A 23,649-nucleotide genomic window follows, 5' to 3' on the forward strand; every position below is an offset into this window, starting at 1 on the left:
CCGGATGGACTTCAGCCTCTTCTACTTCGCCAACGACAGCCGGCTCGGCCAGCACGACCGGTACCGCGTGCTGCTGGAGGGCGCCCGGTTCGCCGACGCCAACGACTTCGCCGCCGTCTGGACGCCGGAGCGCCACTTCCACCCGTTCGGCGGCCTCTACCCGAACCCGTCGGTCACCAGCGCGGCGGTCGCGGCGGTGACCAGCCGGGTGGCGATCCGCGCGGGCAGCGTCGTCGCGCCGCTGCACCACCCGCTGCGCATCGCGGAGGAGTGGGCCATGGTGGACAACCTCTCCAACGGGCGGGTCGGCGTGTCCCTCGCCTCCGGCTGGCACGCCGCCGACTTCGTGCTCCGCCCGGAGACGTACGCCGACCGCCGCGCCCTCCTGGCCGAGTACGCCGAGCAGGTCCGCGCGCTGTGGCGGGGCGAGTCGATCACCGCCACCGACGGGGTCGGGGAGGCCCGGCAGGTACGCGTCTTCCCGCCGCCGGTGCAGGCGGAGCTGCCCATCTGGCTGACCAGCGGCGGCGCGGTGGAGACCTTCCGCACCGCCGGCGAGCTCGGCGCGGGCCTGCTGACCCACCTGCTCGGCCAGGACCTCGACGAGCTGGCCGCGAAGATCGCGGTCTACCGGGAGGCCGCCGCGGCCCGGCCCGGCGGCTGGCCGGGGCACGTGGCCCTCATGGTGCACACCCACCTCGGCGACGACGAGGACGAGACGCGGGACCTCGTACGCCCCGCGTTGAGCGACTACATCCGCAGCTCGCTGCACCTGATCCTCGGGTCCAGGATGGACGGCAAGCGCAGCATCGACCCGTCCCGGCTGCCCCCCGAGGAGCTCGACTTCCTGGTCGAGCGGTCGTTCCAGCGCTACTTCGACGAGGGGGGCCTGCTGGGCACGGTCGACAAGGCGTACGGCGTGGCGGACCGGCTGCGGGAGATCGGGGTGGACGAGGTGGCCTGCCTGATCGACTTCGGGCTGCCGGACAAGACGGTGCTGGCCGGGCTGGACCAGCTCAACGAGCTGCGGCTGCGGTTCGCCTCCGCCGACGGCTGACCGGCATGGCCGCGCGGGGGCGACCGAAGGCCGAGCTGGTCCTCTCCGGGGGCGAGCGCCGCACGCTGGAGGAGTGGGCGGCGTGGACGGGCGGTGGCCGCCTCGCCCTGCGGGCCCGGATCGTGCTGGCCAGCGCGGAGGGGCTGTCCAACCGGGACGTCGCCACGAAGCTGGAGGTGGGGCCGCACACGGCGGGCAAGTGGCGGGCCCGCTTCGTCGACCGGCGGCTCGCCGGTCTGCTCGACGGGCCACGGTCGGGGGCCGGCCGGCGGATCACGGCGGCGCAGGCCGACGCCGTGCTGGCCCGGACGCTCCAGACGGCGCCCCCGGCCGGGGCCGGGCTCTGGTCGACCCGCGCCATGGCGGCGGCGGTGGGGCTCAACCAGACCGCGGTCTCCCGGCTCTGGCGGGCGGCGGGCCTGCGGCCCCACCAGGTCGCCACCTGGCGGCTGTTCCAGGATCCGCGCTTCGCGGCGACGGTACGCCTGGTCGCCGGGCTGCGGACCGCGGCGGGCGACCGGATCCTGGCGCTGGCGACGGAGCCGGTCGGGCCGGGCCAGCCGGGCCCGCCCTCCGGCCCCCGCTCCGTGGCCCCGACCGGCCTCGCTCCGACCGGCCCGGTTCCGACCGGCCTCGCTCCGACCGGCCCGGCCCCGACCGGCCCCGCTCCGACCGGCCCCGCTCCGACCGGCCCCGATCCGACCGGCCCCGATCCGACCGGCCCCGATCCGACCGGCCTGACGCCCGGCGGGGCCGTCGGGGAGGTGCTCGACTTCCTCGCCGCGCTCGACGCGCGCCTGCCACCCGAGTGGGAGGTGCACGTCGCCTGCATCGGGCGGACGGCACGCGGGCACCCGGCGGTGCGGGCCTGGCTCGGCGCGCACCCCCGGTTCCACCTGCATCCGGTGCCGGTGGCCCAGAGCTGGCAGCGGCTGCTGGACCGGTGGGCGGGCCGGCCGGCCCCCGACGTTCAACGGCGGCGCAGCGCGGTCACGCCCCAGGAGAAGCCCATCCCGCTGCTCGCCACCAGCACCACGTCCCCCGGGGAGAGCCGACCCTCGTCCATCAGCTCGGCGAGGGCGAGGAACGGGTCCGAGCCGCCCATGTGCCCGTAGCGGTGGTAGTTGAACACGGACCGTTCCGGTGGCACGCCCAACGCCCCGAGGACCCGCTCGTGCATGTTGCGGTCGCCCTGGTTGATGAGGAAGTAGCGCACGTCCGCCGGGGCCAGGTCCAGGGTCGACAGCGTGTCGTTGGTCAGCTCCACGAAGTTGCGCAGGTACGCGTCGCCGAGCCCTCGGCGGTGTCCGCGCCGACGCATGAGAATGCGGTCGTCCTCGATGTCGCCGGAGTAGTAGTCGGCCCACTCCGGCTCGGTGCGCATCTGCGAGTGCAGCAGTTCGAGCGGCCCGTCGCGGCCGACGAGAACGGCGGCGGGGGCGTCGCCGAAGTTGAACAGCATCTTCGAGTCGGGGTCGTGGTAGTCGACCAGTTGGCTCAGCCGGTCGCCGACGAGGACCAGGGCGTGCCGGGCGCGACCGAGGGTGATCTTGTCGGCGGCGAGCTGCACCGCCGTCATCGCCGCGTTGCAGAAGTTGGACACCTCGAAGCAGTGCGCCCGCTCGATGCCCAGTTCGGCGGCGACCTTCGCCGCCGGTGACCAGAACGGCCGGTCCCACTCGCCGGAGCCGGCGTAGAGCACCAGGTCGACGTCGGCCGGCGAGACGCCGCTGCGCTTGAGCACCGTGCCGGCGGCCTCGGTGGCGAGCTCCCATGCGGTCTCGTACTCGTCGAGGACGGGGAACCGCTCGGTGTGGGTGATCTCCAGGATCTCGGCCAGCGCCAGCCCGGAAGCCTGCTGCATGTCCCGCACGTCGGCCTGCCCGGAGGGCAGCCGCACCTCGAAGTCGACGATCGCCGCCATGCCTCGCTCCTCCCGCTCGACGCGTTCCTCCGGCCTCGGCCCGGCCGCGCAGGGCGGCCCCCGGCCTCAACCCGACTGGCTGCTGCCCCCGTCGGCGAGGGCCCGGACGATCGCGCTCACGTCCTCGTCGCCGAGGCCGGTGGCGTGTGCCTCGGCCAGAGCGCGCCGGGCGGCCACGATCACCCCGTCGGGGCGGGCCCCGGCCGCCACGGCCAGGCGCAGGTCCTTCTCGGCGTGCCCCAACGAGAAGAGCGTCGGCTGGTGGGAGGCGGCCACCCGGGGCCGCATCACCCCGGCGATCGGGCCCAGCGTGGTGCGGCCGAGCGCGTCGAAGGCGGCCTCCCGGGCGATGCCCAGCCGGGCCGCCAGGCCCAGCGCCTCGCCGAGGAGCACGGCCGAGTTGATGGTGGCGACGTTGACCACGAGCTTGACGGCGGCCCCGTCGCCTAGGGGGCCGACGTGTTCCACGGTGCCCAGCGCGGACAGCGCCGGCGCGCAACGGGCCACGTCCTCCGCCGTCCCGCCGGCGAAGATGTGCAGCGCGCCGCTCTCCGCTTGGGGAACGCTGCCCAGCACCGGGGCGTCGACCAACGCCACCTCCGCGGGCAGCCGCTTGCGCAGCTCGGCGACCGCGTCCGGCCCGATGGTGGACATCTCGACCAGGGTCGCGCCCGGGTCGAGGACGAGCCCGTCGAGGAGGCCGAGCACCGCGTCGGGGTCGCTGAGCATCGTGACCACGAGCGGTCGCCCGGCGACCGCCTCCTGAGCGCTGGCAGCACCGTGGGCACCGGCGGCGACGGCCTCCGCCGCCCGGCCGGCGGTCCGGTTCCAGACGGCGACGTCGTGACCCGCGCGGGCCAGCCGGATCGCCATGGGCAGGCCCATCCGGCCGAGCCCGAGGAATGCGATTCGGAGCTGCATTGCGGAAGTGTAACCGTCGGTCCGACGACGCGACAACGCCGCAATTATTGCGACTACTTGTGACTCACCGCCTCTGTCGGGGAATGGCGTCCACCGCTGATTGTGGTAACGTCCCCGGCGTCCGTAGGTTGGCGAAGGTGTTTCTCCGGATCCCGGTGCGAGGTAGCAGACAATGCAGATGAGACTGGTGAACCCGAGCGGAGCGCCCGCCCCGGCGGGGCCCTACTCCCAGGTCGCCGAGGTGCGCCTCGGTGACACCACGCTGCTCGTCCTCTCGGGTCAGGTCGCCCTCGACGACGACAACCGCGAGATCGTCGGGCCGGGCGACATGACGGCGCAGGCCGAGCGCACCCTGGAGATCATCGGGCAGCTGCTGGCAGCGCACGGCGCGACCTTTGCCAACGTGATCAACATCCGGACGTACCTCACCGACATGGCCCACCGCGCGGAGTACGCGGCGGTGCGCGGGAAGTACTTCACCGGCGACCTGCCGACCAGCACGACGGTCGAGGTGTCGAAGCTGTTCCGCGACGACGCGCTGATCGAGATCGAGGTCACCGCCGTCGTCGCCGCCGGCTGAGCGGCGGGGGCCTCCATGCGCGTGGACCGCACCGTCAGCCCGGAGTTCCAGCGCGTCGTCACCGGCCTGCGGGTGCCGGAGATGGGCACCGACGTGGTCGCCCCGCTGCTGGTCAACCTGGTTCACCTGCTGCGACCGGCCCGGGTGCTCGAGGTGGGCATGGGCTACACCACCCCGTTCCTCGTCGCGGCCCTCGCCGACGTGCGCGAGCAGGTCGCCGCCGAGGCTCCCGCGCTCGCGGCGAAGACCGGGCGGCACCTCGCGGGCGGGCTGCACGACGAGTGGCTCAACGAGGAGCCGGCGCTGGCCGCGCCGGCCTTCCACCTCCGGCCCTACGAGCCCCGCCTGGTCGCCGTCGACGACCTGTCCAACCCGTTCTCGTCCGCCGGCCGGGTGCTGGAGGTGCTCCGGGAGCTGTCCGTCGACGAATTGGTCACCGTGGTCAACTCCGATGTGCGGGAGTGCGGCGACAAACTGCCGGCCGACTACGACGTCATCGACTTCGCCTGGGTCGACGCCTGGGAGTGCCTCTATTTCTTCGAGCACTTCTGGGAGCGCATCAACCCCGACGGCGGCGTGTTGTTGATGCATTACCTGATGACCTATCCCGAAGGGGAGGCGATTCTGCGCTACCTGCGCCGGTTCCAGCAGTCCAATCCAGGTGAACTGGAGATGGTCAATCTGCTGGAGCCGCACAAGTTGACGCAGAACAGCGTGACGATGCTCCGCCGCACGAGCGGGGCCCGCCGCCTCGACTACGGCGCCTCCGGCGGCACGGTGAAATACTCGGCGGCGCTGCGCGAGGCCGCCGAACAACAGGCCCACCTCTTCTGACCGCCCGTCCTCAGCCAACGCCCCCGAGCCCCCGCCCACCTCGCCCTGGCGCGTGAGAGGGGAACCCTTCTCTACCGTATGCGTTAAGAAGGGGCCCTTCCTTCGGAGCGGAGCGCCTCGGGGGAGTGCAGGCGCAGCATGGTGCCGGCCACGTCGGCCGGCAGCCGCCGCCGGGACGCCACCGACACCGCGATCATCACCGTGAACGCGAGCGGCACCGTCCAGGCCGCCGGCTGCGCGGTGAGCGTCGCCGGCCAGCCGGACAGCGGCGGGCCGAGCACCGTGACCAGCACCGCCCCGATCGCCGCCCCGCCGCCGGCCAGCACCCCGGCGGCGGCCCCCACGTCGGTCAGCCCCCGCCACCAGATGCCGAGCACCAGGAGCGGGCAGAAGCTGGACGCGGCGACCGCGAAGGCCAGCCCGACGACCTGGGAGACGTCCATCCCCGAGACGTTGAGCGCGAGCACCGCCGGCACCCCGCCCGCGATGACCGTGGCCAGCCGGAAGCCGCGCACCGACCCGCGCCCCAACACGTCCGTGGAGATCACCCCGGCGACGCTGGTGAGCAGCCCGGACGACGTCGACAGGAACGCGGCGAACGCCCCGGCGGCGACCAGCGCGGCGAGCAGCCGGCCGGTCGACCCGTCGCCGAGCGCCGCGCCGGGCAGCAGCACCACCACCGCGTCGGTCTGCCCGGTCACCAGCAGCTGCGGGGTGTAGATGCGGCCCAGCACCCCGTACAGGGTGGGCAGCAGGTAGAACACGCCGACCAGGGCCAGCACCACCAGCGTGGTGCGCCGGGCCGCCGCCCCGTCGGGGTTGGTGTAGAACCGCACCAGCACGTGCGGCAGCCCCATGGTGCCCAGGAACGTGGCCAGGATCAGCGAGTAGGTGGCGAACAGCCCCCGGTCGTCGTCCCCGGCGGTGCTGGGCAGCAGCCAGTCCGCCGCGTCGGTGGCCGTGCCGGAGACCTGCGGCACCGGGTCACCGGCGGCGAAGTCGAGCCGGTCGCCGGGGCGTACCTCGCGGATGTCGCCGTCGGGGAGGGTGAGGGTCGCGCGGTGCTCGACCACGACGGTGGTCGCGGTGCGGAACGTCGGCCCGTCGGGCGGGGTCACCGCCGGGCGGGCGTCGGCCTGCCACTGCAACACCAGGAAGATCGCGGGTACGGCGAGCGCGGTCAGCTTCAGCCAGTACTGGAACGCCTGGACGAAGGTGATGGCCCGCATTCCGCCCAGCGCCACGTTCGCGGTGACCACCGCCGCCACCACGAGCGCCCCGACCGGGTACGCCGCCCCGGTCAGCGTGGCCAGGGTCAGCCCCGCCCCCTGGAGCTGCGGCACCAGGTACAGCCAGCCGATGAAGATCACGAACGCGGTGGCGAGGGTACGCAGCCGCCGCGACCCGAGCCGCACCTCGCAGAAGTCCGGCAGGGTGAACGCCCCGGAGCGGCGCAGCGGCGCGGCCACGAACAGCAGCAGGGCCAGGTAGCCGGCGGCGAAGCCGACGGGATACCAGAGCACGTCGACGCCGTACTTGAGGATCAGCCCGGCCACGCCGAGGAAGCTCGCCGCCGACAGGTACTCCCCGCCGATCGCGGCGGCGTTCCAGGTGGGGCTGACCGAGCGGGAGGCGACGAGGAAGTCGGAGGTGGTCCGGGCCAGCCGCAGCCCGTAGAAGCCGATGCCGACCGTGACCAGGGTGACCGCGACGATCGCGGGGACGACGTACCCGTTGCCCATCTCAGCGCTCCGGCCGCTGGACCAGGTCGGTGAAGTCCTGCTCGTTGCGTTCGGCGAGCCACACGTACGCCCAGCCGACGGCGATGAGGAACGGGAAGGAGACCAGCCCCAGCAGCAGCCACGGCAGGTTGATCCCGAATACGGTGACCCGGCCGACCGAGGGCGCGATGGCGAACAGCCAGGGCAGGCCGCCCAGGCCGATCAGCACCACCAGGCTCAGCCGCAGCGCCAGGGCGAGCTGGGCCCGCACCAGGCCCCGGACCAGCGCCTCGCCGACCCGGGTCTGCTGGGCCAGCTCGGCGCGGGCCCGGTCGGCGTCGGGTTCCCGGCGGGACACCTCGGCCAGCACGATCCGGGTCCGGCCGGGCGCGGTCGGCGCGCCGCCCGGTGCCTCGTCCCGGGCGGTCGACCGGGGCGACGGTACGGGGTCGTCGGGTGCGGCCACCCCGGCAGTCTGGCCCGATCGGTGGGAATGTCAAGACACTGCGCTGTGCACAACCTGTGGAGAACTCTCCACACCTGTGGATAACCCGGTGGATAACTTGGTGGACGCGCGCTGTGGACAACCTGGCCGACCAGACCGCGTCAGCGGTTCCAGTCCTGCTTGGCGGCGCGGACCAGCTTGTCCTTCAGCTCCCGGGTGTGCCGGCGGCTCACCGGCAGCTCCGTCGAGTCGACCACCACCACGTAGCCGGAGTTGACCAGCCGCAGCTCGGCGATGAGCTTGAGCTGCACCAGGTACGACCGGTGGATGCGGACGAACCCGGCGTCCGCCCAGCGCTCGGCGAGGGTGGCCAGCGACACCCGCACCAGGTGCGAGCCGTCGGCGGTGTGCAGCCGGGCGTAGTCGCCCTGCGCCTCCACCCAGCGCACCGCCGACCGGGGCAGCATCCGCGTCGTCCCCGCCAGCTCGATCGGGATCGTCGGGTCCTCCTCGGCGCGGGCCAGCGCCGCCGGGTGCGTGGCGACCACCCGGGAGCCGATGACCCGGCGCAGCGACTCGGCCAGCCGCTCCGCCCGCACCGGCTTGCGCACGTAGTCCGTCGCGCCCAGGTCGAAGGCGTCCACGGCCCCGTCGTCGTACGCGGTGACGAAGACGATCGCCGGGGGCCGGGCGAACCGGCGCAGCACCCGGGCCAGCTCCATGCCGTCGAGGCCGGGCATGCGGATGTCGAGGAAGACCACGTCCACGTCGGCGTCGCGGAGCACCCGCAGTGCCTCGGTGGCGTCGCCCGCCGTGTGCAGCCGGGCCACCCGCGGGTCGGCCCGCAGGTGGTACGCCAGCTCGTCCAGCGCCGGCGGCTCGTCGTCGACGGCGAGCACCCGCAGGAAGCCGGGGGTGGTCACGAGGCGACCCGCACACCGGGGTGGAACTTCGGCACCCGCATGCTCACCTTCGTGCCGGAGCCGAGGCCGGTCTCGACGACCAGGCCGAACCGGTCCCCGAAGGCCGAGCGGAGCCGCTCGTCGACGTTCGACAGGCCGACGTGCTGGCCCGGGTCGTCGGTGGGGTCGCTGCCGGCCCCGGCCAGCTCCGCGATGCCGGCGGTCAGTGTCGTCGGGTCCATGCCCACTCCGTCGTCCTCCACCGTGATGTGGCACTCGGCACCCGCGTCGCGGGCCTCGATGCTCACCATGCCGGGGCCGGGCTTGCGGGACAACCCGTGCCGGACGGCGTTCTCCACCAACGGCTGGAGGCAGAGGAACGGCAGGGTCACCGGCAGCACCTCCGGGGCGATCTGCAACCGCACCTGCAACCGGTCGCCGAACCGGGCCCGCTCGATGGTCAGGTAGCGGTCGATGGAGCGCAGCTCCTCCGCGAGGGTGGTGAACTCGCCGTGCGCCCGGAAGGAGTAGCGGGTGAACTCGGCGAACTCCAGGATCAGTTCCCGGGCCCGCTCCGGGTCGGTGCGCACGAAGGAGCCGATGGCGGTCAGCGCGTTGTAGATGAAGTGCGGGCTGATCTGGGCGCGCAGCGCGCGTACCTCGGCGCGGGCCAGCCGCTCCCGGGAGGCGTCCAGCTCGGCCAGGGCGAGCTGGTTGCCGGCCCAGTGCGCCGTCTCCAGGGTGGCCTGCACCAGTCCCGGGGCGGGCTGGTCGTCGGCGACGGCGATCAGCGCGCCGACCACCCGGCCGTCGGCGCGCAGCGGCGCGACCACCGCGCCCCGCACCGGGCAGTCGACCCGGTCGCAGTGCAGCTCCGCCTCCCCCAGCACCGTCGACCGCCCACCGTCGGCCGCCCGCCGGGCCGCCGCGACGAGCTGGTCGGCGTGGTGCGTGCCGCGCCCGTCGAGGGCGAGCAGCGCGTCCCGGTCCGTCAGGGCCAGCCCGGCCGCGCCCACGAGGGCCCGCAGGTGGCGTACGGCCTTCGCCGCGCCCGCCGCGCTCAGGCCCGTACGCAGCGGCTCGGCGGCCAGCCCGGCGGTGTGCAGCACCGCGTACGTGGCCCGCTGGGTGGCGGTGGCGATGCCCCGGCGGGCGCGCAGCCGCACCACCGCGTACAGGGCGGCGCCCAGCGCGGTGACCAGGGAGACGACGCCGAGCACGGCGGAGAGGTTGCCAGCCACCCCGCGATCCTGACGGCTGCCGTCGCCCCGCGCCAGCCCCGCGTCAGTATGCGCCCTTGCGGGCCAGCACCACGCCCACCGTGCGCCACAGGATGCTCAGGTCGTACGCCAGAGACCAGTTGTCGACGTAGTAGAGGTCGAGCCGGACGGCCTCGTCCCACGACAGGTCGGAGCGGCCGGAGACCTGCCACAGCCCCGTCATGCCGGGCCGCACCAGCAGCCGGCGGCGCACGTCGCCGAGGAAGTCGCCGTCGTCGGCGGGCAGCGGACGCGGCCCCACCAGCGACATCTCGCCCCACAGCACGTTGATCAACTGGGGCAGCTCGTCGAGCGAGGAGGCCCGCAGGAAGCGGCCCACCGGGAAGACCCGGGGGTCGTGCTTCATCTTGAACAGCATGCCGTCGGTCTCGTTCTGGTCGACGAGGCCGGCGAGGCGGTCCTCGGCGTCGACGTACATGGTGCGGAACTTCCACACCCGGAACGTGCGGCCCTCGTGGCCGACCCGGGGCTGGCGGAAGAAGACCGGGCCGGGGTCGGAGAGCCGGATCGCCGCCCCGATCGCCAGGAACACGGGCACGAGCAGGAGCAGGCCGAGGCCGGCGGCGACCCGGTCCATCAGGTTCTTGGCCAGCAGCGCCGGGCCCGACAGGGTCGGCTCCTCGACGTGCAGCAGGGGCAGCCCCTCGATGGGGCGGATGTGCACCCGGGGGCCGGCGATGTCGGTGAGCTGCGGGGCCACCACCAGGTCGACGCCGGAGCCTTCGAGCTGCCAGGCCAGCCGGCGCAGCTCGCCCGGCTCGGCGCTGGCGGAGCCGCAGACCGCGATCGTGTCGCCGCCGACCTCCCGCACCAGGGCGAGGACGTCGCGGCCCGCGTACACCGGGACGGGGGTCTGGATGCCCCGGGCGGCCGCGTAGCCGTCGGTGATGTGGATGGCCACCGGGACCAGCCCGGCGCTCGGGTTGCGGGTGACCGCGGTGTAGACCTCCAGGCACTCCGGCAGGGTGCCGACGAGCACCATCCGATGCCCGGCCTGGCCGACCCGGCGGCGCACCGCGTGCAGGGTGAACCGGGCGAGGATGCGGCCCAGCAGGATCAGCACCAATGCCCCGAGCAGCGCGAAACCGACCGACCACCGCGACAGGTCGGTCTTGGTGGCGAACGCGATGAACGAGACGGTGGCGGCCACCGCCACCCCGGCGCGGATCACCCGCTTGAATTCGTCGGGCCCGAGCCCCATGTAACGCCGGTCGTAGGCCCGGTTGCCCCAGAGGATGACCAGCCAGCCGAGCGGCAGCAGCAGGAACGCGACCGTGTAGAACCAGGTCGGGTCCGCCTGGGCGTTGTAGAAACCGGCGCGGGCCTGGCCGAACGCCTCCTGGGCGATCCAGTCGGCCAGCACCACGGCGAAGAAGTCGACGAACAGCAGGGCGGCCGTGTAGGGGCGGTGCCAGCGGGAGACGCGCCGGCGGGCCCGCGCCCACGCCGACCGGGGGACACCGTTGTGGGACGGCGGTGTCGGCGGCTGGATCTCGAAGCTGTCGACGTGCCGCACGAGTTGGCTCCGGCCTGTGTTGGTTACCGGGCGCTGGAGGCTAGTCGTCACCTCACCCATGTCCTCCCGCATGACGCGTGCCGCTCACTCGCAGTGAGGGCCCGGGTCGCCCACCGTTCAGTTTCCCACGCGGGGCCCGCACCGGACGTCGACCCGAGGGACTTCGCGCACAGTGCGCCGCGTGGGATCCGGCCGGCTCCACCTCAGGTGCGAAAAGCCGGGGACCGGGCCACTATACCGATGGATGACGGGCCGGGTAGAGGCGCGGACCGGAGGCATCGGCGCTCCGGAGGCGATTCCCCTCCGTAACCCCCCAGTGTCGTCACTCACCGTACGATGCGTGACAACCGTCGGTCAGCGAGCGGCTTCCCGCCGGTCTGGCAGGTCGGGCAGTATTGCAGGCTCGAGTCGGCGAAGCTGACCTCCCGCACCGTGTCGCCGCAGACGGGGCAGGGCAGGCCGGTGCGGGCGTGCACGGCCAGTCCCGAGCGCTTCTCGCCCTTCAGCTCGGCCGCCCGGTGTCCCAGCGACCGGGACACCGCGTCGCCCAGCACCCGCCCGGTCGCCCCGTGCAGGGCGGCGACCTGATCGTCGGTGAGCCGGTCGGTCAGCGCGAACGGCGACAGCTTCGCCGCGTGCAGGATCTCGTCGGAGTACGCGTTGCCGACCCCGGCCAGCACCGACTGGTCCGTCAGCACCCCCTTGACCTGGCCCCGCCGGCTGCGGATGCGCGCGGCGAACGTGGGCAGGTCGGCGGCGAGCGCGTCCGGGCCGAGCTTCGCCACCCCCGGCACCGTCGCCGGGTCGGCCACCAGGTAGGCGGCCAGCTTCTTCTGGGTGCCCGCCTCGGTCAGGTCGAAGCCGGAGCCGTCGTCGAGCCGCACCCGCAGGGCGATCGGCCCCTTGCCGGGGCGCAGCGGCACGCCGGACGGGAACGCCTCCCGGTAGTGCAGCCAGCCGGCCCGCGCGAGGTGCACCACCAGGTGCAGGTCGCCCTCGAAGACGACGTCGAGGAACTTGCCGTGCCGCCGCGCGTCGGTCACGGCGCGCCCCGACACGGCGGCGGGCGCCGGGTCGTACGTCTTCAGGGCGCTGATCGCGGCGACCTCGACCCGGTCGACGCGCCGGGACACGGCGCGCTCCCGCAGGTAGCCGGCGAGCGCTTCCACCTCGGGAAGTTCGGGCATGGTGCAACGGTAGCCTTCCTTCCCGTGAGAATCGTGGTGGCGCACAACCGGTACCGGGAAGCCCAGCCGTCCGGCGAGAACACCATCGTCGACGCGGAGATCGCCCAGCTCCGCGCGGCCGGGGTGGAGGTGCTGCCGTTCCTGCGCAGCTCCGACGAGATCCCGAGCCTGCCGAAGACGGCGAAGGCGCTGCTGCCGATCTCCCCGATCTACGCCCCCCGCGCCCAGCAGGAGCTGAGCCGGCTGATCACCGAGCACCGGCCGGACGTGCTGCACCTGCACAACCCGTACCCCCTGCTCTCGCCGTGGGTGGTGCGGACCGCGCACAAGCACAATGTGCCGGTGGTGCAGACGGTGCACAACTACCGGCAGGTCTGCTCCTCCGGGCTCTACTTCCGCGACGGGGTGATCTGCCAGGACTGCCGGGGCCGGGCGCTGGGCGTGCCGGCGATCGTGCACCGCTGCTACCGGGGGTCGCGGGCGCAGAGCGCGCTGATGGCCACCACCCTGGCCGTGCACCGGGGCACCTGGCACTCGGTGGACCGGTTCGTCGCCCTCACCAGCGCCGTCGGCGACCACCTGCGCGACTACGGGGTGCCCGCGGAGCGGATCGTGGTGAAGCCGAACGGCATCCCCGACCCGGGCACCCCCGCGCCGCTGGGCGACGGCTTCCTCTACATGGCGCGGCTCTCCCCGGAGAAGGGGCTGGGGCTGCTGCTGGACGCCTGGCGGCGGCACCCGGACGGCGCCCTCGGCCCGCTGCGCATCGCCGGGGACGGCGAGCTGCGCCACCTGGCCGAGGCCGCCGCTGCCGAGCGCGCCGACGTCACCTATCTCGGGCCGCTGGACCGCGCCGGGGTGCGCGCCGCCATCGAGGCCAGCGCGGTGATCATCGCCGCGTCCACCTGGCACGACGTGCTGCCCACGGTGATCATCGAGGCGCTGGCCAGCGGGCGGCCGGTGCTCGGCACCGCCCTCGGCGGCATCCCGTACCTCGTCGGCGCGGACGCCCCCCGCGAGCCCGCCGGCACCGGCCCGGCCGCCGTCGCCACGGCCGCCCCCGGGGTGGGCCGCGTCGCGCTGCCGCACGGGGTGCAGGAGGGCGAGACGGGCTGGGTGGTGGCCCCGGAGCCGGCCGCCATGGCCGCCGCGCTGCCGGTCGCCCGCGCGGGCGCGGCGGCGCTGGCCGCCCCGGCGCGGCTGCGCTACGAGCGCACGTTCCACCCCGACGTGGTCACCAAGCGCCTCATCGACGTGTACGCCTCACTCGCCCGTTCGCCCCGTTGAGCCACCGCACCCGCAGGGTGGCGGTGTCTCGGACGGAACTGAGGGGCGGATGACCGTGGTGACGGTGGAGGGGCTGCCGCCCTTCGAGGTGATCGACGCGCCGCAGGGCATCCGGTGTTGGGGGACGGACGCGCCGGCGGTCTGTTGGGCCAGCGAACGGGACGTGCGCGTCTACGTGGTGCGTGAGGGCGGCGAGCCGGACTTCCCGGAGGGCATCGATCTCGGCCTGATCCGCGGCGTCGTGCAGAACCTCGACGGGTACGTGCACGCTGCGCTCGCCTACCTGCGGGCCGAGCTGCTGGCGGACCCGGGGTTCTTCGGGCTGGGCATGGACGACGCGGCGGCGTACGGGGCGTTGGAGCTGCACGATCTGCCGCTGGCGGAGCCGGAACTGACGTTCCGCACCGGCGACGAGTGGGATCTGCGGTTCGCGGAGGGCGGCATGCCGATCTGCGACCCGTACGGAATCATCGTCACGTTCGACCGGGACCGGCCGGTGCGGGTGGAGGACCTCAGCGAGGCAGAGGGCGCGTAGATCGGGTAGATCCTGTCACCGGCGCGCTGAGTCCTCCCGAGCCTTTCGGCTGCTACGAGGCGAGCCGCTCGGGTGTGTGGCGGCGGGGGCCGGTCGGCTCGACGGCGCGCACGGGCCTGTCGACCTCGGCCTTGTTGATCTCGGCCCACACGGCGTCGAGGGAGAGGCCGAGGACGTCGGCGATCGCCGCGATGGTCGGGAAGGCGGGGGTCGCCACGCGCCCCGACTCGATCTTGCGGAGGGTCTCCGGCGAGACGCGGGCGTCGAGCGCGGTCTGGAGCATCGGGCGGTCCCCCCGGGCGTGGCGCAACAGCGCGCCGAGGCGCTGCCCGCGCTCGACCTCCTCGGGGGTGAGCGGCAACCTGACCATGCGGCCGATTCTAGTACCGGGATAGTATGGCCGGGATAGTTATTGGTGGCACGAGGAAGGCGCCGCATGATCGAGATCCTGAGCCCCACCCAACTGCCCCGGGCGCGGGAGGCCGGCGCCCTGGTCGCCGACATCCTCCAGACGCTCAGGGGCCGCTGCGAGGTGGGCACCAACCTCCTCGACATCGACCGGTGGGCCCAGGCCATGATCGTCGAGGCCGGGGCGTCGTCCTGCTACGTCGACTACGCGCCGTCCTTCGGGCGCGGGCCCTTCGGCCACTACATCTGCACCTCCGTCAACGACGCCGTGCTGCACGGGCTGCCCCACGACTACGTGCTCGTCGACGGCGACCTGCTCTCCCTCGACCTCGCCGTCTCCGTGGGCGGCGTCGTCGCGGACTCGGCCGTCAGCTTCATCGTCGGCGACTCGAAGCCCGCGGAGAGCGTGGCGCTGATCGCCGCGACCGAACGCGCGCTTGCCGCCGGCATCGCCGCCGCCGGGCCCGGCGCGCGCATCGGCGACATCTCCCACGCCATCGGCACGACGTTGCAGTCTGCCGGCTACCAGGTCAACACGCAGTTCGGCGGGCACGGCGTCGGGTCGACGATGCACCAGGACCCGCACGTGTCCAACACCGGGCGGCCCGGCCGGGGCTACAAGCTGCGCCCCGGGCTGCTGCTGGCCCTGGAGCCGTGGATCATGGCGGACACCGCCGAGCTGGTCACCGACGAAGACGGGTGGACGCTGCGCAGCAAGACCGGCTGCCGCACGGCGCACAGCGAGCACACGATCGCCATCACCGACGACGGGGCGGAGATCCTCACCCTGCCGAGGCAGCCCCGGTCGTGACGCCGCAGCCCTAGCCCCGCTGAGTCGAGCGGACCCGCCTGCCGGGCTCCGGAGGTGGAGCCCGGTCCGGCAAACCCTCCCGAACAGTCGACCTGCCCTGCTCCGGTCCAGCCGATGCCCGGACCGGATGGTCCGGGCATCGGCCCGTTCAGCCTGCTCGGCGGGCTTCGCGCGACTCGGGTTCGGATCGGGTAGCGGCTCAGGCCCAGTCGTCGCCGTCGGACAGCAGGATCATCTGGTGGGCGTCGAGCGACTCTCCCAGCGCGGCGAACTTCTCCGCCGTCCACACGGGCGGCAGCTTGCCGGACGGGTCAGGATCCTCGCCGTGCTGGAGAAAGAACTCCTCGGCCCCCGCCGGGGTGTAGAAGACCAGCAGCCTGGCCTCCTCCGTGCCGAGGTTCCTGAACCCGTGACGGGTGCCACGCGGGATGTAGACGAAGTCGCCCGGACCGGCGGTGAAGGCGCGGTCGCCGTTGATGAACCGGAACTCGCCGGACACCACGTAGAAGGCCTCGTCCTCGGCTCCGTGAGCGTGCGGAAGGTTGCCGAACCCGGGTGCGATCCGGCCTTCCATCAGGCTCAACCGGCCATTGGTCCGGCTCCCTGTGACCTTGACGCGCATGATCTCCTGCCCGCCGTTGATCAGCTTGACGTCGCCTTCGGTATCGCGCACCACGAAGCCGTTGGCGGCGGTCCAGATCGGGTCGCTCCGGTCAGGCCGCGAGCTGAGCGGATCCATGCCGATCACCCTCCCTTCCGTTCTGGTCGGGCACCGAGGCCCAGTTCGCCGCGCCGGCGAGGTCGCCACCGTCGACGACCAGGTCCGCCCCGGTGACGAATCGGGAACCGTCGCCGGCGAGGAAGAGCACGGCACCGGCGATGTCGGCCGGCTGCCCGACGCGCTTGAGGGCGACGTGGGCGGTGTCGAAGTCAGCGCCGTCGGTCAACGGCGTCTCGGTCTGCCCGGGGTGGACGGCGTTGACCCGGATGCCGTCCGCGCCGAGCTCCAGGGCGGCGGCCCTGGTGAGCCCGCGGACCGCCCACTTGCTCGTGATGTAACCGGTCATCAGCGGGTAGGCGCGGAACGCACCGATCGAGCCGACGTTGATGATCGAACCTCCGCCGGCCTGCCGCATCGCGGGCGCGACGGCGGCGATGCCGTGGAACAGCCCCATCACGTTCACGTCCAGCACCCGCCGGAACGCCTCCTCGCTGTGCTCCGCGAACGGCGCGATGGCGGCGACGCCCGCGTTGTTGACGAGCACGTCCACCCGCCCGTACGCGCGCTGCGCCTGGGCCACGACCCGCGACCAGGCCCCGGCGTCCCGCACGTCCAGTTCCACGAACCGCGCCCGCTCGCCGAGGGCCGTCGCGAGCTCGCCTCCCTCGGCGACGTGGACGTCGGCGATCACCACTGTCGCGCCTGCGGCATGCAGCACCCGTGCCACCCCCGCACCGATTCCCTGTGCCCCGCCGGTGACGATCGCCGTTCGCCCGGCCAACTCCCCTGACATGCCGTGCCTCCCTTGCGCTGGGATTCCGCTCTCGGCTCACCGTACGAATTTCGTTGAACGGCGGTCAATGAGATCGATGTCACTGAACCTCGTTCAATGAACGGCGTGCAACACTGGCTGTGGGATCGACGCGTAAGGAGCACAGGCACGTGACCGGACCGACCACGAAACGCCAGGCCGCCGCCGAGCAGACCCGCCAACGGCTGCTGGCTGCGGCAATGGCGGAGTTCTCCCGGCGGCCCTACGTCGAGGTGACGGTCGGCGACATCGCCCGCGCCGCCGGTGTGTCCCAGGGGCTGCTCGCCCACCACTTCGACAACAAGTGCGGCGCATACCTGGCGGCGCTACGCGCGGCCCGCCGCGGCCTCGGAAGCCTGCCGGCCACCCGCCCGGACCTCCCCCCGGGCGCTCGCATCCGCCTCTACTGGGAAGGCCACTTCACCTACCTGGCGGACCATCCGGACCTGGCGCTCAACCTCGTCCTGTCCGACTCCGGCACCCCCGAAGGCACCGCCGAATTCGAAGCCGCCCGCCGCGAGGGCCTCCACGATCTCTGCCTGATCCTCGGGCTCGACCCCGACCATCCCGCCGTGGCCATGGCGCTGCGGGCCTTCGGCGACGGAGTGGACCGGCTCACCGTGGAATGGCTCCGCGCGGGACAACCGTTCACCGTCCCGGTGCTCGTCGAGGCGAGCATCCAACTCCTGGTCGGGGCTGTCCGCGCACTGCCCCTCATGGACCCCGGCATCCGGGTCGACAAGGCCGTCCGCCTGCTCCTCAGGAAGCCGCCAGCCGACCAGGACCGCTGACCAGTGTGGGTACGGCTGGTCGACCGCGAGGACGAGAAGGGCGAGAGGTGCAAGGTCGTGCTCGATCGCGGAATGAGTGGCCTCCGAGCGGCCACGACACCACTCCTTCCCTGATCGAGCACGACCTTGCTTCCTGATCCGGCGCGACCCCGAGCTGGGATGGGCCGACTTCACTCCTGGTGCCAAGGCACCTCGTTCGCCCAGGGCGGCCGTGTTCCGCATGTAGCCGGAACCGCATGGCCCGCTGGTCGGCGCAGTGACCCGCCGATCAGTGCGTAGATCTTGGAAGAAATCGGCCCCTGGAGGGGCCATTTGATTCCAAGATCTGTGTCGGTGCCTACCACCGGTCGTCCGCTGGCCTGAGTTCGATTTCGGTGGCGGGGGCGATGCCTGCGGGGCGCGGTGTCTGTTCGCCGCTGTAGAAGGCCCGGATCTCCTCCTCCGTCGCCTGGTCTTCTGCCGCGCGGCAGGCAGCGGCGGCGTCGATGACGTTGCGGGCGGCGGTCGCCACCTGACACTCCAGGACCCGGCACACCCGGCAGCGGCCGTCCGGCCCGGCGCGATGGTCGCGCAGCACCGCCCTCGCGGTCAGGACCAGCCGGTTGCGGATCTGGGCCAGCGACAGGAACGGCCCGGTCATGCTCAGGTCACCCCGACGGCGACGGCGAGCTGCACGATGGTGGCCGGGGCGTGCGGGTCGCGGGCCACCTGGGCGAGCACCTCCCGGGCGGCCGGCCGTTGGCGTACCTCTGCGGGTGCCAGCCGGTCCGCGTCGAGCAGCACCCGACCCGCGCGGGCCGGGTCGTCGGCCCAGGCGTAGGCGCGGGCCGCGTCGACCAGGTGCGCCGCCCGGTGCTCCAGCGGCAGCCACCGCCAGCCGTCCCGCCGGGTCGTCCTCTCGTGCCAGGCGACCGCCCCGCCCGCGTCGCCCAGGTCGAGGGCTGCGGCGGCGCGGGCCAGGTCGACGGCCGTCGGCCCGAACGCCGTCCGATGATGATCCTGACCGTCGCCCACCCGGGCGGCCATGCCGGCGGCCTCGTCGAGCAGCTCGTCGGCGGCGCGGTCGTCGCCCCGGCGGGCCGCCGACAGGGCCCCCTGCACCAGCAGCGTCCCGCACAACGACAACGCCCCGGGGGCACCCTCCGCCGGATGGTCCGGCGCGATCCGGTACGCCGCAGCCAGCACCGCCGACTGCGCCGCCCGCGCCCGCCCCGCCGCGCGGAACACCTGACCGAGCTGCACCGCAGCGGCGGCCACCAGCACGGGATCGCCGGTCGCGGCGGCCATCGCCCGGTCCGCCGCCAGCCAGCCCAGCTCCACCTCGCCGAGCTTCACCAGCACCGACGCCGTGAGCCGGTACCCCTCCACCAGCAGCGGCCGACCCCAGCCCGGATCGTCGGCGGCAGCCCGCTGCACCCCGGCCAGCAGGCCCGGCACGGCGGCGATCACCTGCGGATACCGCGCATGCTGAAACGTCACCCACGCGTGCTCGACATCCCGGGCCAACCGGTCCGCCGGCACGGCACCCTTGCGGGCCGACGGCCGCCCCAAAGCGATCTCGTACGTCGACAGGGCCTCCCGGATCCGCTCCACCCCCTCGACCCGCTCGGTCGTGGCGGCGGGCCGGGCGTCCCGGCCGAGCAGCACGGCGGTGTCGATCCGCAGCACGGCGGCGATGTCCCGCAACGTCGACACCTTGTCCAGCGACCGCACACCCCGCTCGACCTTGTCGACCCAGGACTTCGACCTGCCGAGCCGATCGGCGAACACCTGCTGCGACAGCCTCCGCCGTCCCCGCCAGTACGCCACCCGCCGGCCCACCGGCAGCAGCTCAGGGCTGTTCACGCTGCCACCGCCGGTCCGGCTTCGCCCGGGTGCTCTCCTCGGCGGGTATCCGCTCCGCCTCGGCCTGGGCAAGGATCCGCTGCCGGGCGGCCTCCCGCTCGGCGGCCTGGATCTGCTCGCCCCTGTCCTCGCGCTCGGGCTTGCGTCGCGCCGTCACGACCAGCGCCCCGCGCGGTGGCTCCCGGCGAGGGCCGGCACTGGCCGTTCCGGCAGGTAGGGCACCCGCGCCACGCCGACGGCCCGGTATGCCGCCGGCCGATCCGGAGCTGTCCTCGGTGGGCAGAGGCAGTCGGGCGGGTTCGCGCGACGGCGCTCGAAGGGCCAGAGCCGGCGCAGCAGACCGGGGCGCGTCGGGTTCTTCGCATGCCGAGCCATGAGTCCTCCTGAACGCGTAGCGGACTCCAAGCAGAGAGTGACCAGTTGTAGTCGAGAAGTCTAGGCTTCCATGGAAAGTTTCTGTGGAAGGCAGGGCCTCGCTCTGTGCTCCTTGATCTCTGACGTGGAGGGGAGAACACTGGCGGTGTTCGCGACTCTGGAGGTAGACGTGGCAAGGGCAAGTGGCCCGACGATCGCGCGATGGCAGCTCGGCCGGGAGTTGCACCGGCTTCGCGAGGCAGCCGGCGTCTCACACAAGGAGGTCGCGACCGAACTGGGCTGCTCGGAGTCGAAGATCTACAAGATCGAATCAGGGGCGGTTGGCGTCAGTCGAGCCGACGTGATCGTCATGCTCACCCGCTACGGCGTCAGCGACGACCGGATACGGCAAACGGCCCTCGATCTCCAGCGCCAGGGCAAGGAACGCGGCTGGTGGGCGAAGTTCGGCCAGCTTCCGAACCCCTACAGCATGTACATCGGGCTGGAGTCCGCAGCGACCACAGTCCGGAACTTCGAGCTGGCCGTCGTGCCCGGGTTGCTCCAAACGGAGGCATACGCCCACGCGATCACCAGTGCCGCTTGGCCTGGGCAGAGCGAGGAAGTGCGCCGCCGGGTCGAGGTGCGCATGACCAGGCAGGCTTGCCTGACCGAGGAGCCGCTGCTGAAGTTCTGGGGCATCGTGGACGAGAGCGTGCTGCGGCGTCAGACCGGCGGCCCAGACGTCATGCGCGCCCAACTCCACCACCTCATCGAGATGAGCGATCGGCCCAACATCGAACTTCAGGTGCTTCCGTTCAGCGAGGGGTGGCACCCGGGCACCGTGGGCTCGTTCTCCATCCTGGAGTTCCCCGACGGCATCCACAGCCCGGTCGTGTACGTGGTGAGCCAGGCGGGAGACGCCTATCTCGAACGCGAGGATGACTTGCGGCGCGTTACGCTTACCTACACTCACCTGCACGCGGCGGCGCTCAGCGTCAACAAGTCCCGGGACCTGATCGCCGCCATCGCCAAGGACATGACGTAGGGAGAGGCGGGGCAATGGACCGGTCAGTCGCCGTGTGGCGTAAGAGCAGCCGAAGCGACGCCAACAGCCAGTGCGTCGAGGTGGCGGACCTCCGCGACGGGGTGGCCGTCCGCGACAGCAAGGACAAGTCCGGCCCGACGCTGGCCTTCGACGCCCACGGCTGGCGCACGTTCATCGACTCCCTCAAGAGCAACTAGCGCCGCTGCTCGCACCAACGAAGCAGCAACGTGCCCCGTCTCCCATCTCCGGAGTCGGGGCACGTCGCTTTCCCACGCGGCCGACGCTTGATGACGGGCTGGCGGCGGAACCTCTACGGAAGTGCCGAGCTTCAGCAGCGCCGGGGCGTGTCCCGCGCCCACATCATCCAGCTCACCAGCCGCCCCGACTTCCCCGAGTCCATCGACCGGTTGGCAGGCGTATCGGCCTGCTCGTGAACGACGCGGAAGCCTGGATCACCGAAAGCCAGCCGTGGAAGGATCGAGGCGCCGACGGGCCGCCGCCGGGGAGCTGAGAGGCCGCGGCTTCTCCTTCGCTTGTTGGGCCGCAGTAGCTGTTCCGGGCGCGGTCGATACCGCCACTGCGCCCCCACTGAATCCATCCACACCAGTGAATCGTGGAGGTCGGGCTACACCAACCTGGATGACGTGAGCCCAAAGGCCCTGTGCCCGGCGCACGTGCCGCGCGGGCTCCCGGATAGTTTGACAACGTCGCCATCATGGACTCGTGTCCAATTCGGATAGTGATCAGCCGCGCACCGAAGGCCGTACCGGCAAAGCCGATTCGCCGCCATCCTCGTCGGGCCAGATGAGGCCGTACCAACTCGGTTACCCCGTGCCGCCAGCCGGCGCAGGGCTCCCGGCGAGCCTGACGACCCAGCGGCCTCCCATCGAACTCGTCGCCCGGCCGATCCCGGCGTATCCCAGCAGCCCCTTCGTGGCGTTCTGGTCCCGACCTGCGACGATCATTAGCGTCCTGTTGCTGATTCTGCTGATGGCCATCATGACGACATGGGCCTTGGCCCGCAGCAGCCTGCCCACCGCCCCCGGGGCGGCGGGACCGACAAGCGCCAGCCCGTCGCCGTCATCGTCGCCGTCAGCGACTCCGTCGATTTCCGTCGATCAGTCGCTGGAGCCGCCCACGCCTGAGACGCAACCGTCCGGCGCGGCAACAGGACCAGGGCCGTCATCGGCTCCCACCGCTGGCGGCGTCGAACCGGCAGGTGATCCTTTCGCCCTTTCCGACGTAGAGCCATTCAGAGGTCCTAACTTAATGATGTTGGGCGTAACCGACTGGATGTGAGGGTCGTTTCGTCTGAACGTGAGGAGGGGTGAGCAGCCGCCGTGGATCGTCTCGGACGAGTTGTGGGCCGAGATCGCGCCGCTGTTGCCACCCCGCCCACCACGCCGCAGCCGGTACCCGGGGCGTAAGCCGTTGGATGACCGGAAGGTGTTGTGCGGAATCTTGTTCGTGCTCTACACCGCGATCCCCTGGGAGTACCTGCCCCAGGAACTCGGGTTCGGCTGCGGGATGACCTGCTGGCGCCGGTTGCGCGACTGGAACCAGGCTGGGGTGTGGCAGCGGTTGCACGAGCTGCTGCTGGCCCGGCTGCGCGGCGCGGGGCAGTTGGACCTGTCGAGGGCGGTGATCGACGGCTCCCACATCCGGGCGCTCAAAGGCGGCCCAAAACCGGTCCGAGCCCGGTCGACCGCCGCAAGCCTGGCTCGAAACACCACGTCATCACCGACGCCGGCGGCATCCCCCTCGCCATCACACTGACCAGCGGGAACAGACACGACTCCACCCAGACCACCGCCCTGCTCGACGCCATCCCCGCGATCGGCGGCCGGCCAGGGCCACCACGGCGTCGCCCCGACCGGCTGTACGCCGATCGGGGCTACGACTACGACAGCCACCGCCAACAAGTCCGGGCCCGCGGCGTCACCCCGGTCATCGCCCGACGCGGCACACCCCACGGCTCCGGCCTCGGCACCCAACGCTGGGTCGTGGAACGCACCATCGCCTGGCTGCACTGGTTCCGCCGCCTGCGCATCCGCTGGGAAATCCGCGACGACATCCACGAAGCCTTCCTCAGCCTCGCCTGCGCCCTCATCTGCTGGCGCCAACTCCAACGCACCCAGAGTTAGGAGTTCTCAGTAGCGGCTCGGCAACGCTGTCAATCAGTGACGACGAGCAGCTTGACCTTGAGGATTGGAACCGAACCGGCAGCGATATCCAGTTCACGCGCACTGGGATAGTCGGCCGCGACGGCAACCAACTTGCGCTGCTGCAAGCGGGCGAGGCCCGGTCGTTCAGCGCCTGCCAGGCCAAGACCGCATGGGCATCGGCTCTCAACTGGAATCAGGTCAGCGCGGGAACGTACACCTGCGTCAAATGGGGGACCAGGCGCGGGCTGATGCGCATCGACTATCCACCGGACCTGAACGAAAGGTACCCCGAGGTGACCGTCACCGGCGTCATCTGGGCTCCGGCAGTGAAGGGCTGAAGCCGACCCTCGCCACACTGGCCAGGGCCGGGGGCGGGCTACCCGTCGCACCTTCGGCCCACCCCCGACGTTATGGCCGAGTGACGTCGGCACGGGAGCGGAGATCTGAGTGGTCCAAAGCCTGTGGGTCGAAGCAGCGGTATCCCGGCGCGGTCGATACCCAACTTCGCC

At 72.4% G+C, this 23,649-nt stretch carries 24 protein-coding genes and 1 pseudogene; 11 read left to right on the forward strand and 14 right to left on the reverse strand.

Going from position 1 to position 23,649, the window contains the following annotated elements; translation table 11 throughout:
- Positions 1-4 precede the first annotated feature (4 nt).
- Positions 5-1,057 carry a MupA/Atu3671 family FMN-dependent luciferase-like monooxygenase gene (locus tag HDA31_RS30470; protein ID WP_178066907.1) on the forward strand — a complete coding sequence of 351 codons (1,053 nt, stop codon included), beginning with the start codon at positions 5-7 and terminating at the stop codon, positions 1,055-1,057.
- Positions 1,058-1,062: 5 nt separating this feature from the next.
- A pseudogene (locus HDA31_RS32760) lies at positions 1,063-1,452 on the forward strand (helix-turn-helix domain-containing protein); the annotation flags it as partial.
- A 575-nt stretch (positions 1,453-2,027) separates the two neighbouring features.
- Here HDA31_RS32760 and HDA31_RS30475 read toward each other — a convergent pair.
- Both HDA31_RS30475 and HDA31_RS30480 read right to left on the reverse strand, forming a co-directional pair.
- A complete protein-coding gene (locus tag HDA31_RS30475) occupies positions 2,028-2,981 on the reverse strand; it encodes a 3-oxoacyl-ACP synthase III family protein (protein WP_074478065.1) in 954 nt (317 codons plus the stop codon).
- 66 nt (positions 2,982-3,047) lie between these two features.
- A complete protein-coding gene (locus HDA31_RS30480; protein ID WP_178066906.1) occupies positions 3,048-3,902 on the reverse strand; it encodes an NAD(P)-dependent oxidoreductase in 855 nt (284 codons plus the stop codon).
- A 178-nt stretch (positions 3,903-4,080) separates the two neighbouring features.
- On the opposite strand from HDA31_RS30480, the gene HDA31_RS30485 reads away from it, so the two are divergent.
- Positions 4,081-4,482, forward strand: a complete 402-nt coding sequence (locus HDA31_RS30485) for a RidA family protein (protein WP_219824973.1) — start codon at positions 4,081-4,083, stop codon at positions 4,480-4,482.
- A gap of 15 nt (positions 4,483-4,497) precedes the next feature.
- The gene (locus tag HDA31_RS30490; RefSeq protein ID WP_178066904.1) at positions 4,498-5,316 is read left to right on the forward strand and encodes a class I SAM-dependent methyltransferase; all 819 of its coding nucleotides are present in this window, start codon (positions 4,498-4,500) and stop codon (positions 5,314-5,316) included.
- Positions 5,317-5,399: 83 nt separating this feature from the next.
- Here the strand turns inward: HDA31_RS30490 and HDA31_RS30495 are convergent, their stop codons facing one another.
- The 6 genes from HDA31_RS30495 to HDA31_RS30520 form a co-directional block, all read right to left on the reverse strand.
- Positions 5,400-7,058 (reverse strand): sodium/solute symporter, encoded by a 1,659-nt coding sequence (locus HDA31_RS30495; RefSeq protein WP_178066903.1) that lies wholly within the window; start codon positions 7,056-7,058, stop codon positions 5,400-5,402.
- Position 7,059: 1 nt separating this feature from the next.
- Positions 7,060-7,410 (reverse strand): DUF485 domain-containing protein, encoded by a 351-nt coding sequence (locus HDA31_RS30500; protein ID WP_043963597.1) that lies wholly within the window; start codon positions 7,408-7,410, stop codon positions 7,060-7,062.
- 233 nt (positions 7,411-7,643) lie between these two features.
- Positions 7,644-8,405, reverse strand: coding sequence for a LytR/AlgR family response regulator transcription factor (locus HDA31_RS30505; protein ID WP_074478051.1), 762 nt, complete (start codon positions 8,403-8,405; stop codon positions 7,644-7,646).
- A complete protein-coding gene (locus HDA31_RS30510; RefSeq protein ID WP_178066902.1) occupies positions 8,402-9,625 on the reverse strand; it encodes a sensor histidine kinase in 1,224 nt (407 codons plus the stop codon). Before HDA31_RS30510 ends, HDA31_RS30505 begins: the two co-directional genes overlap by 4 nt.
- Before the next feature lie 43 nt (positions 9,626-9,668).
- Positions 9,669-11,240, reverse strand: a complete 1,572-nt coding sequence (locus tag HDA31_RS30515) for a sugar transferase (RefSeq protein ID WP_178067940.1) — start codon at positions 11,238-11,240, stop codon at positions 9,669-9,671.
- Between the two features lie 266 nt (positions 11,241-11,506).
- Entirely contained in the window at positions 11,507-12,367 is an 861-nt protein-coding gene (locus HDA31_RS30520) for an Fpg/Nei family DNA glycosylase (RefSeq protein WP_178066901.1), read from the reverse strand.
- A 24-nt stretch (positions 12,368-12,391) separates the two neighbouring features.
- On the opposite strand from HDA31_RS30520, the gene HDA31_RS30525 reads away from it, so the two are divergent.
- Entirely contained in the window at positions 12,392-13,654 is a 1,263-nt protein-coding gene (locus HDA31_RS30525) for a glycosyltransferase family 4 protein (RefSeq protein WP_178066900.1), read from the forward strand.
- Positions 13,655-13,703: 49 nt separating this feature from the next.
- Positions 13,704-14,189 (forward strand): hypothetical protein, encoded by a 486-nt coding sequence (locus HDA31_RS30530; protein WP_178066899.1) that lies wholly within the window; start codon positions 13,704-13,706, stop codon positions 14,187-14,189.
- Between the two features lie 52 nt (positions 14,190-14,241).
- Here HDA31_RS30530 and HDA31_RS30535 read toward each other — a convergent pair whose 3' ends face one another.
- Positions 14,242-14,559, reverse strand: a complete 318-nt coding sequence (locus HDA31_RS30535) for a helix-turn-helix domain-containing protein (RefSeq protein WP_178066898.1) — start codon at positions 14,557-14,559, stop codon at positions 14,242-14,244.
- A gap of 66 nt (positions 14,560-14,625) precedes the next feature.
- On the opposite strand from HDA31_RS30535, the gene map reads away from it, so the two are divergent.
- Positions 14,626-15,408 carry a type I methionyl aminopeptidase gene (gene map, locus HDA31_RS30540; RefSeq protein WP_178066897.1) on the forward strand — a complete coding sequence of 261 codons (783 nt, stop codon included), beginning with the start codon at positions 14,626-14,628 and terminating at the stop codon, positions 15,406-15,408.
- A gap of 199 nt (positions 15,409-15,607) precedes the next feature.
- Here the strand turns inward: map and HDA31_RS30545 are convergent, their stop codons facing one another.
- Together HDA31_RS30545 and HDA31_RS30550 are read right to left on the reverse strand one after the other, a co-directional pair.
- Positions 15,608-16,147, reverse strand: coding sequence for a cupin domain-containing protein (locus HDA31_RS30545; protein WP_178066896.1), 540 nt, complete (start codon positions 16,145-16,147; stop codon positions 15,608-15,610).
- The gene (locus HDA31_RS30550; RefSeq protein WP_178066895.1) at positions 16,122-16,922 is read right to left on the reverse strand and encodes an SDR family NAD(P)-dependent oxidoreductase; all 801 of its coding nucleotides are present in this window, start codon (positions 16,920-16,922) and stop codon (positions 16,122-16,124) included. Before HDA31_RS30550 ends, HDA31_RS30545 begins: the two co-directional genes overlap by 26 nt.
- A gap of 149 nt (positions 16,923-17,071) precedes the next feature.
- On the opposite strand from HDA31_RS30550, the gene HDA31_RS30555 reads away from it, so the two are divergent.
- A complete protein-coding gene (locus HDA31_RS30555) occupies positions 17,072-17,731 on the forward strand; it encodes a TetR/AcrR family transcriptional regulator (protein ID WP_178066894.1) in 660 nt (219 codons plus the stop codon).
- A 337-nt stretch (positions 17,732-18,068) separates the two neighbouring features.
- Here HDA31_RS30555 and HDA31_RS30560 read toward each other — a convergent pair whose 3' ends face one another.
- From HDA31_RS30560 to HDA31_RS33275, 3 genes are read right to left on the reverse strand one after another with little or no spacing between them, the layout of a single operon-like run.
- Entirely contained in the window at positions 18,069-18,371 is a 303-nt protein-coding gene (locus tag HDA31_RS30560) for a hypothetical protein (protein ID WP_178066893.1), read from the reverse strand.
- 2 nt (positions 18,372-18,373) lie between these two features.
- A complete protein-coding gene (locus HDA31_RS30565; protein WP_246384231.1) occupies positions 18,374-19,576 on the reverse strand; it encodes a helix-turn-helix domain-containing protein in 1,203 nt (400 codons plus the stop codon).
- On the reverse strand, positions 19,563-19,733 hold the full coding sequence (locus HDA31_RS33275) for a hypothetical protein (protein ID WP_176734093.1): 171 nt from the start codon (positions 19,731-19,733) through the stop codon (positions 19,563-19,565). Before HDA31_RS33275 ends, HDA31_RS30565 begins: the two co-directional genes overlap by 14 nt.
- Before the next feature lie 363 nt (positions 19,734-20,096).
- Between HDA31_RS33275 and HDA31_RS30570 the strand changes: the two genes are divergently transcribed.
- From HDA31_RS30570 to HDA31_RS30580, 3 genes are all read left to right on the forward strand, one after another.
- A complete protein-coding gene (locus HDA31_RS30570) occupies positions 20,097-20,975 on the forward strand; it encodes a helix-turn-helix domain-containing protein (protein WP_246384229.1) in 879 nt (292 codons plus the stop codon).
- 14 nt (positions 20,976-20,989) lie between these two features.
- Positions 20,990-21,172, forward strand: a complete 183-nt coding sequence (locus tag HDA31_RS30575) for a DUF397 domain-containing protein (protein WP_178066891.1) — start codon at positions 20,990-20,992, stop codon at positions 21,170-21,172.
- Between the two features lie 1,147 nt (positions 21,173-22,319).
- A protein-coding gene (locus HDA31_RS30580) for an IS5 family transposase (RefSeq protein WP_219825148.1) occupies positions 22,320-23,119 on the forward strand; the annotation gives its coding sequence in 2 pieces (ribosomal slippage) (positions 22,320-22,656 and positions 22,656-23,119; 801 coding nt in all).
- Positions 23,120-23,649 lie beyond the last annotated feature (530 nt).

The organism is Micromonospora carbonacea (genome assembly GCF_014205165.1).
Taxonomy (GTDB): Bacteria; Actinomycetota; Actinomycetes; order Mycobacteriales; family Micromonosporaceae; genus Micromonospora; species Micromonospora carbonacea.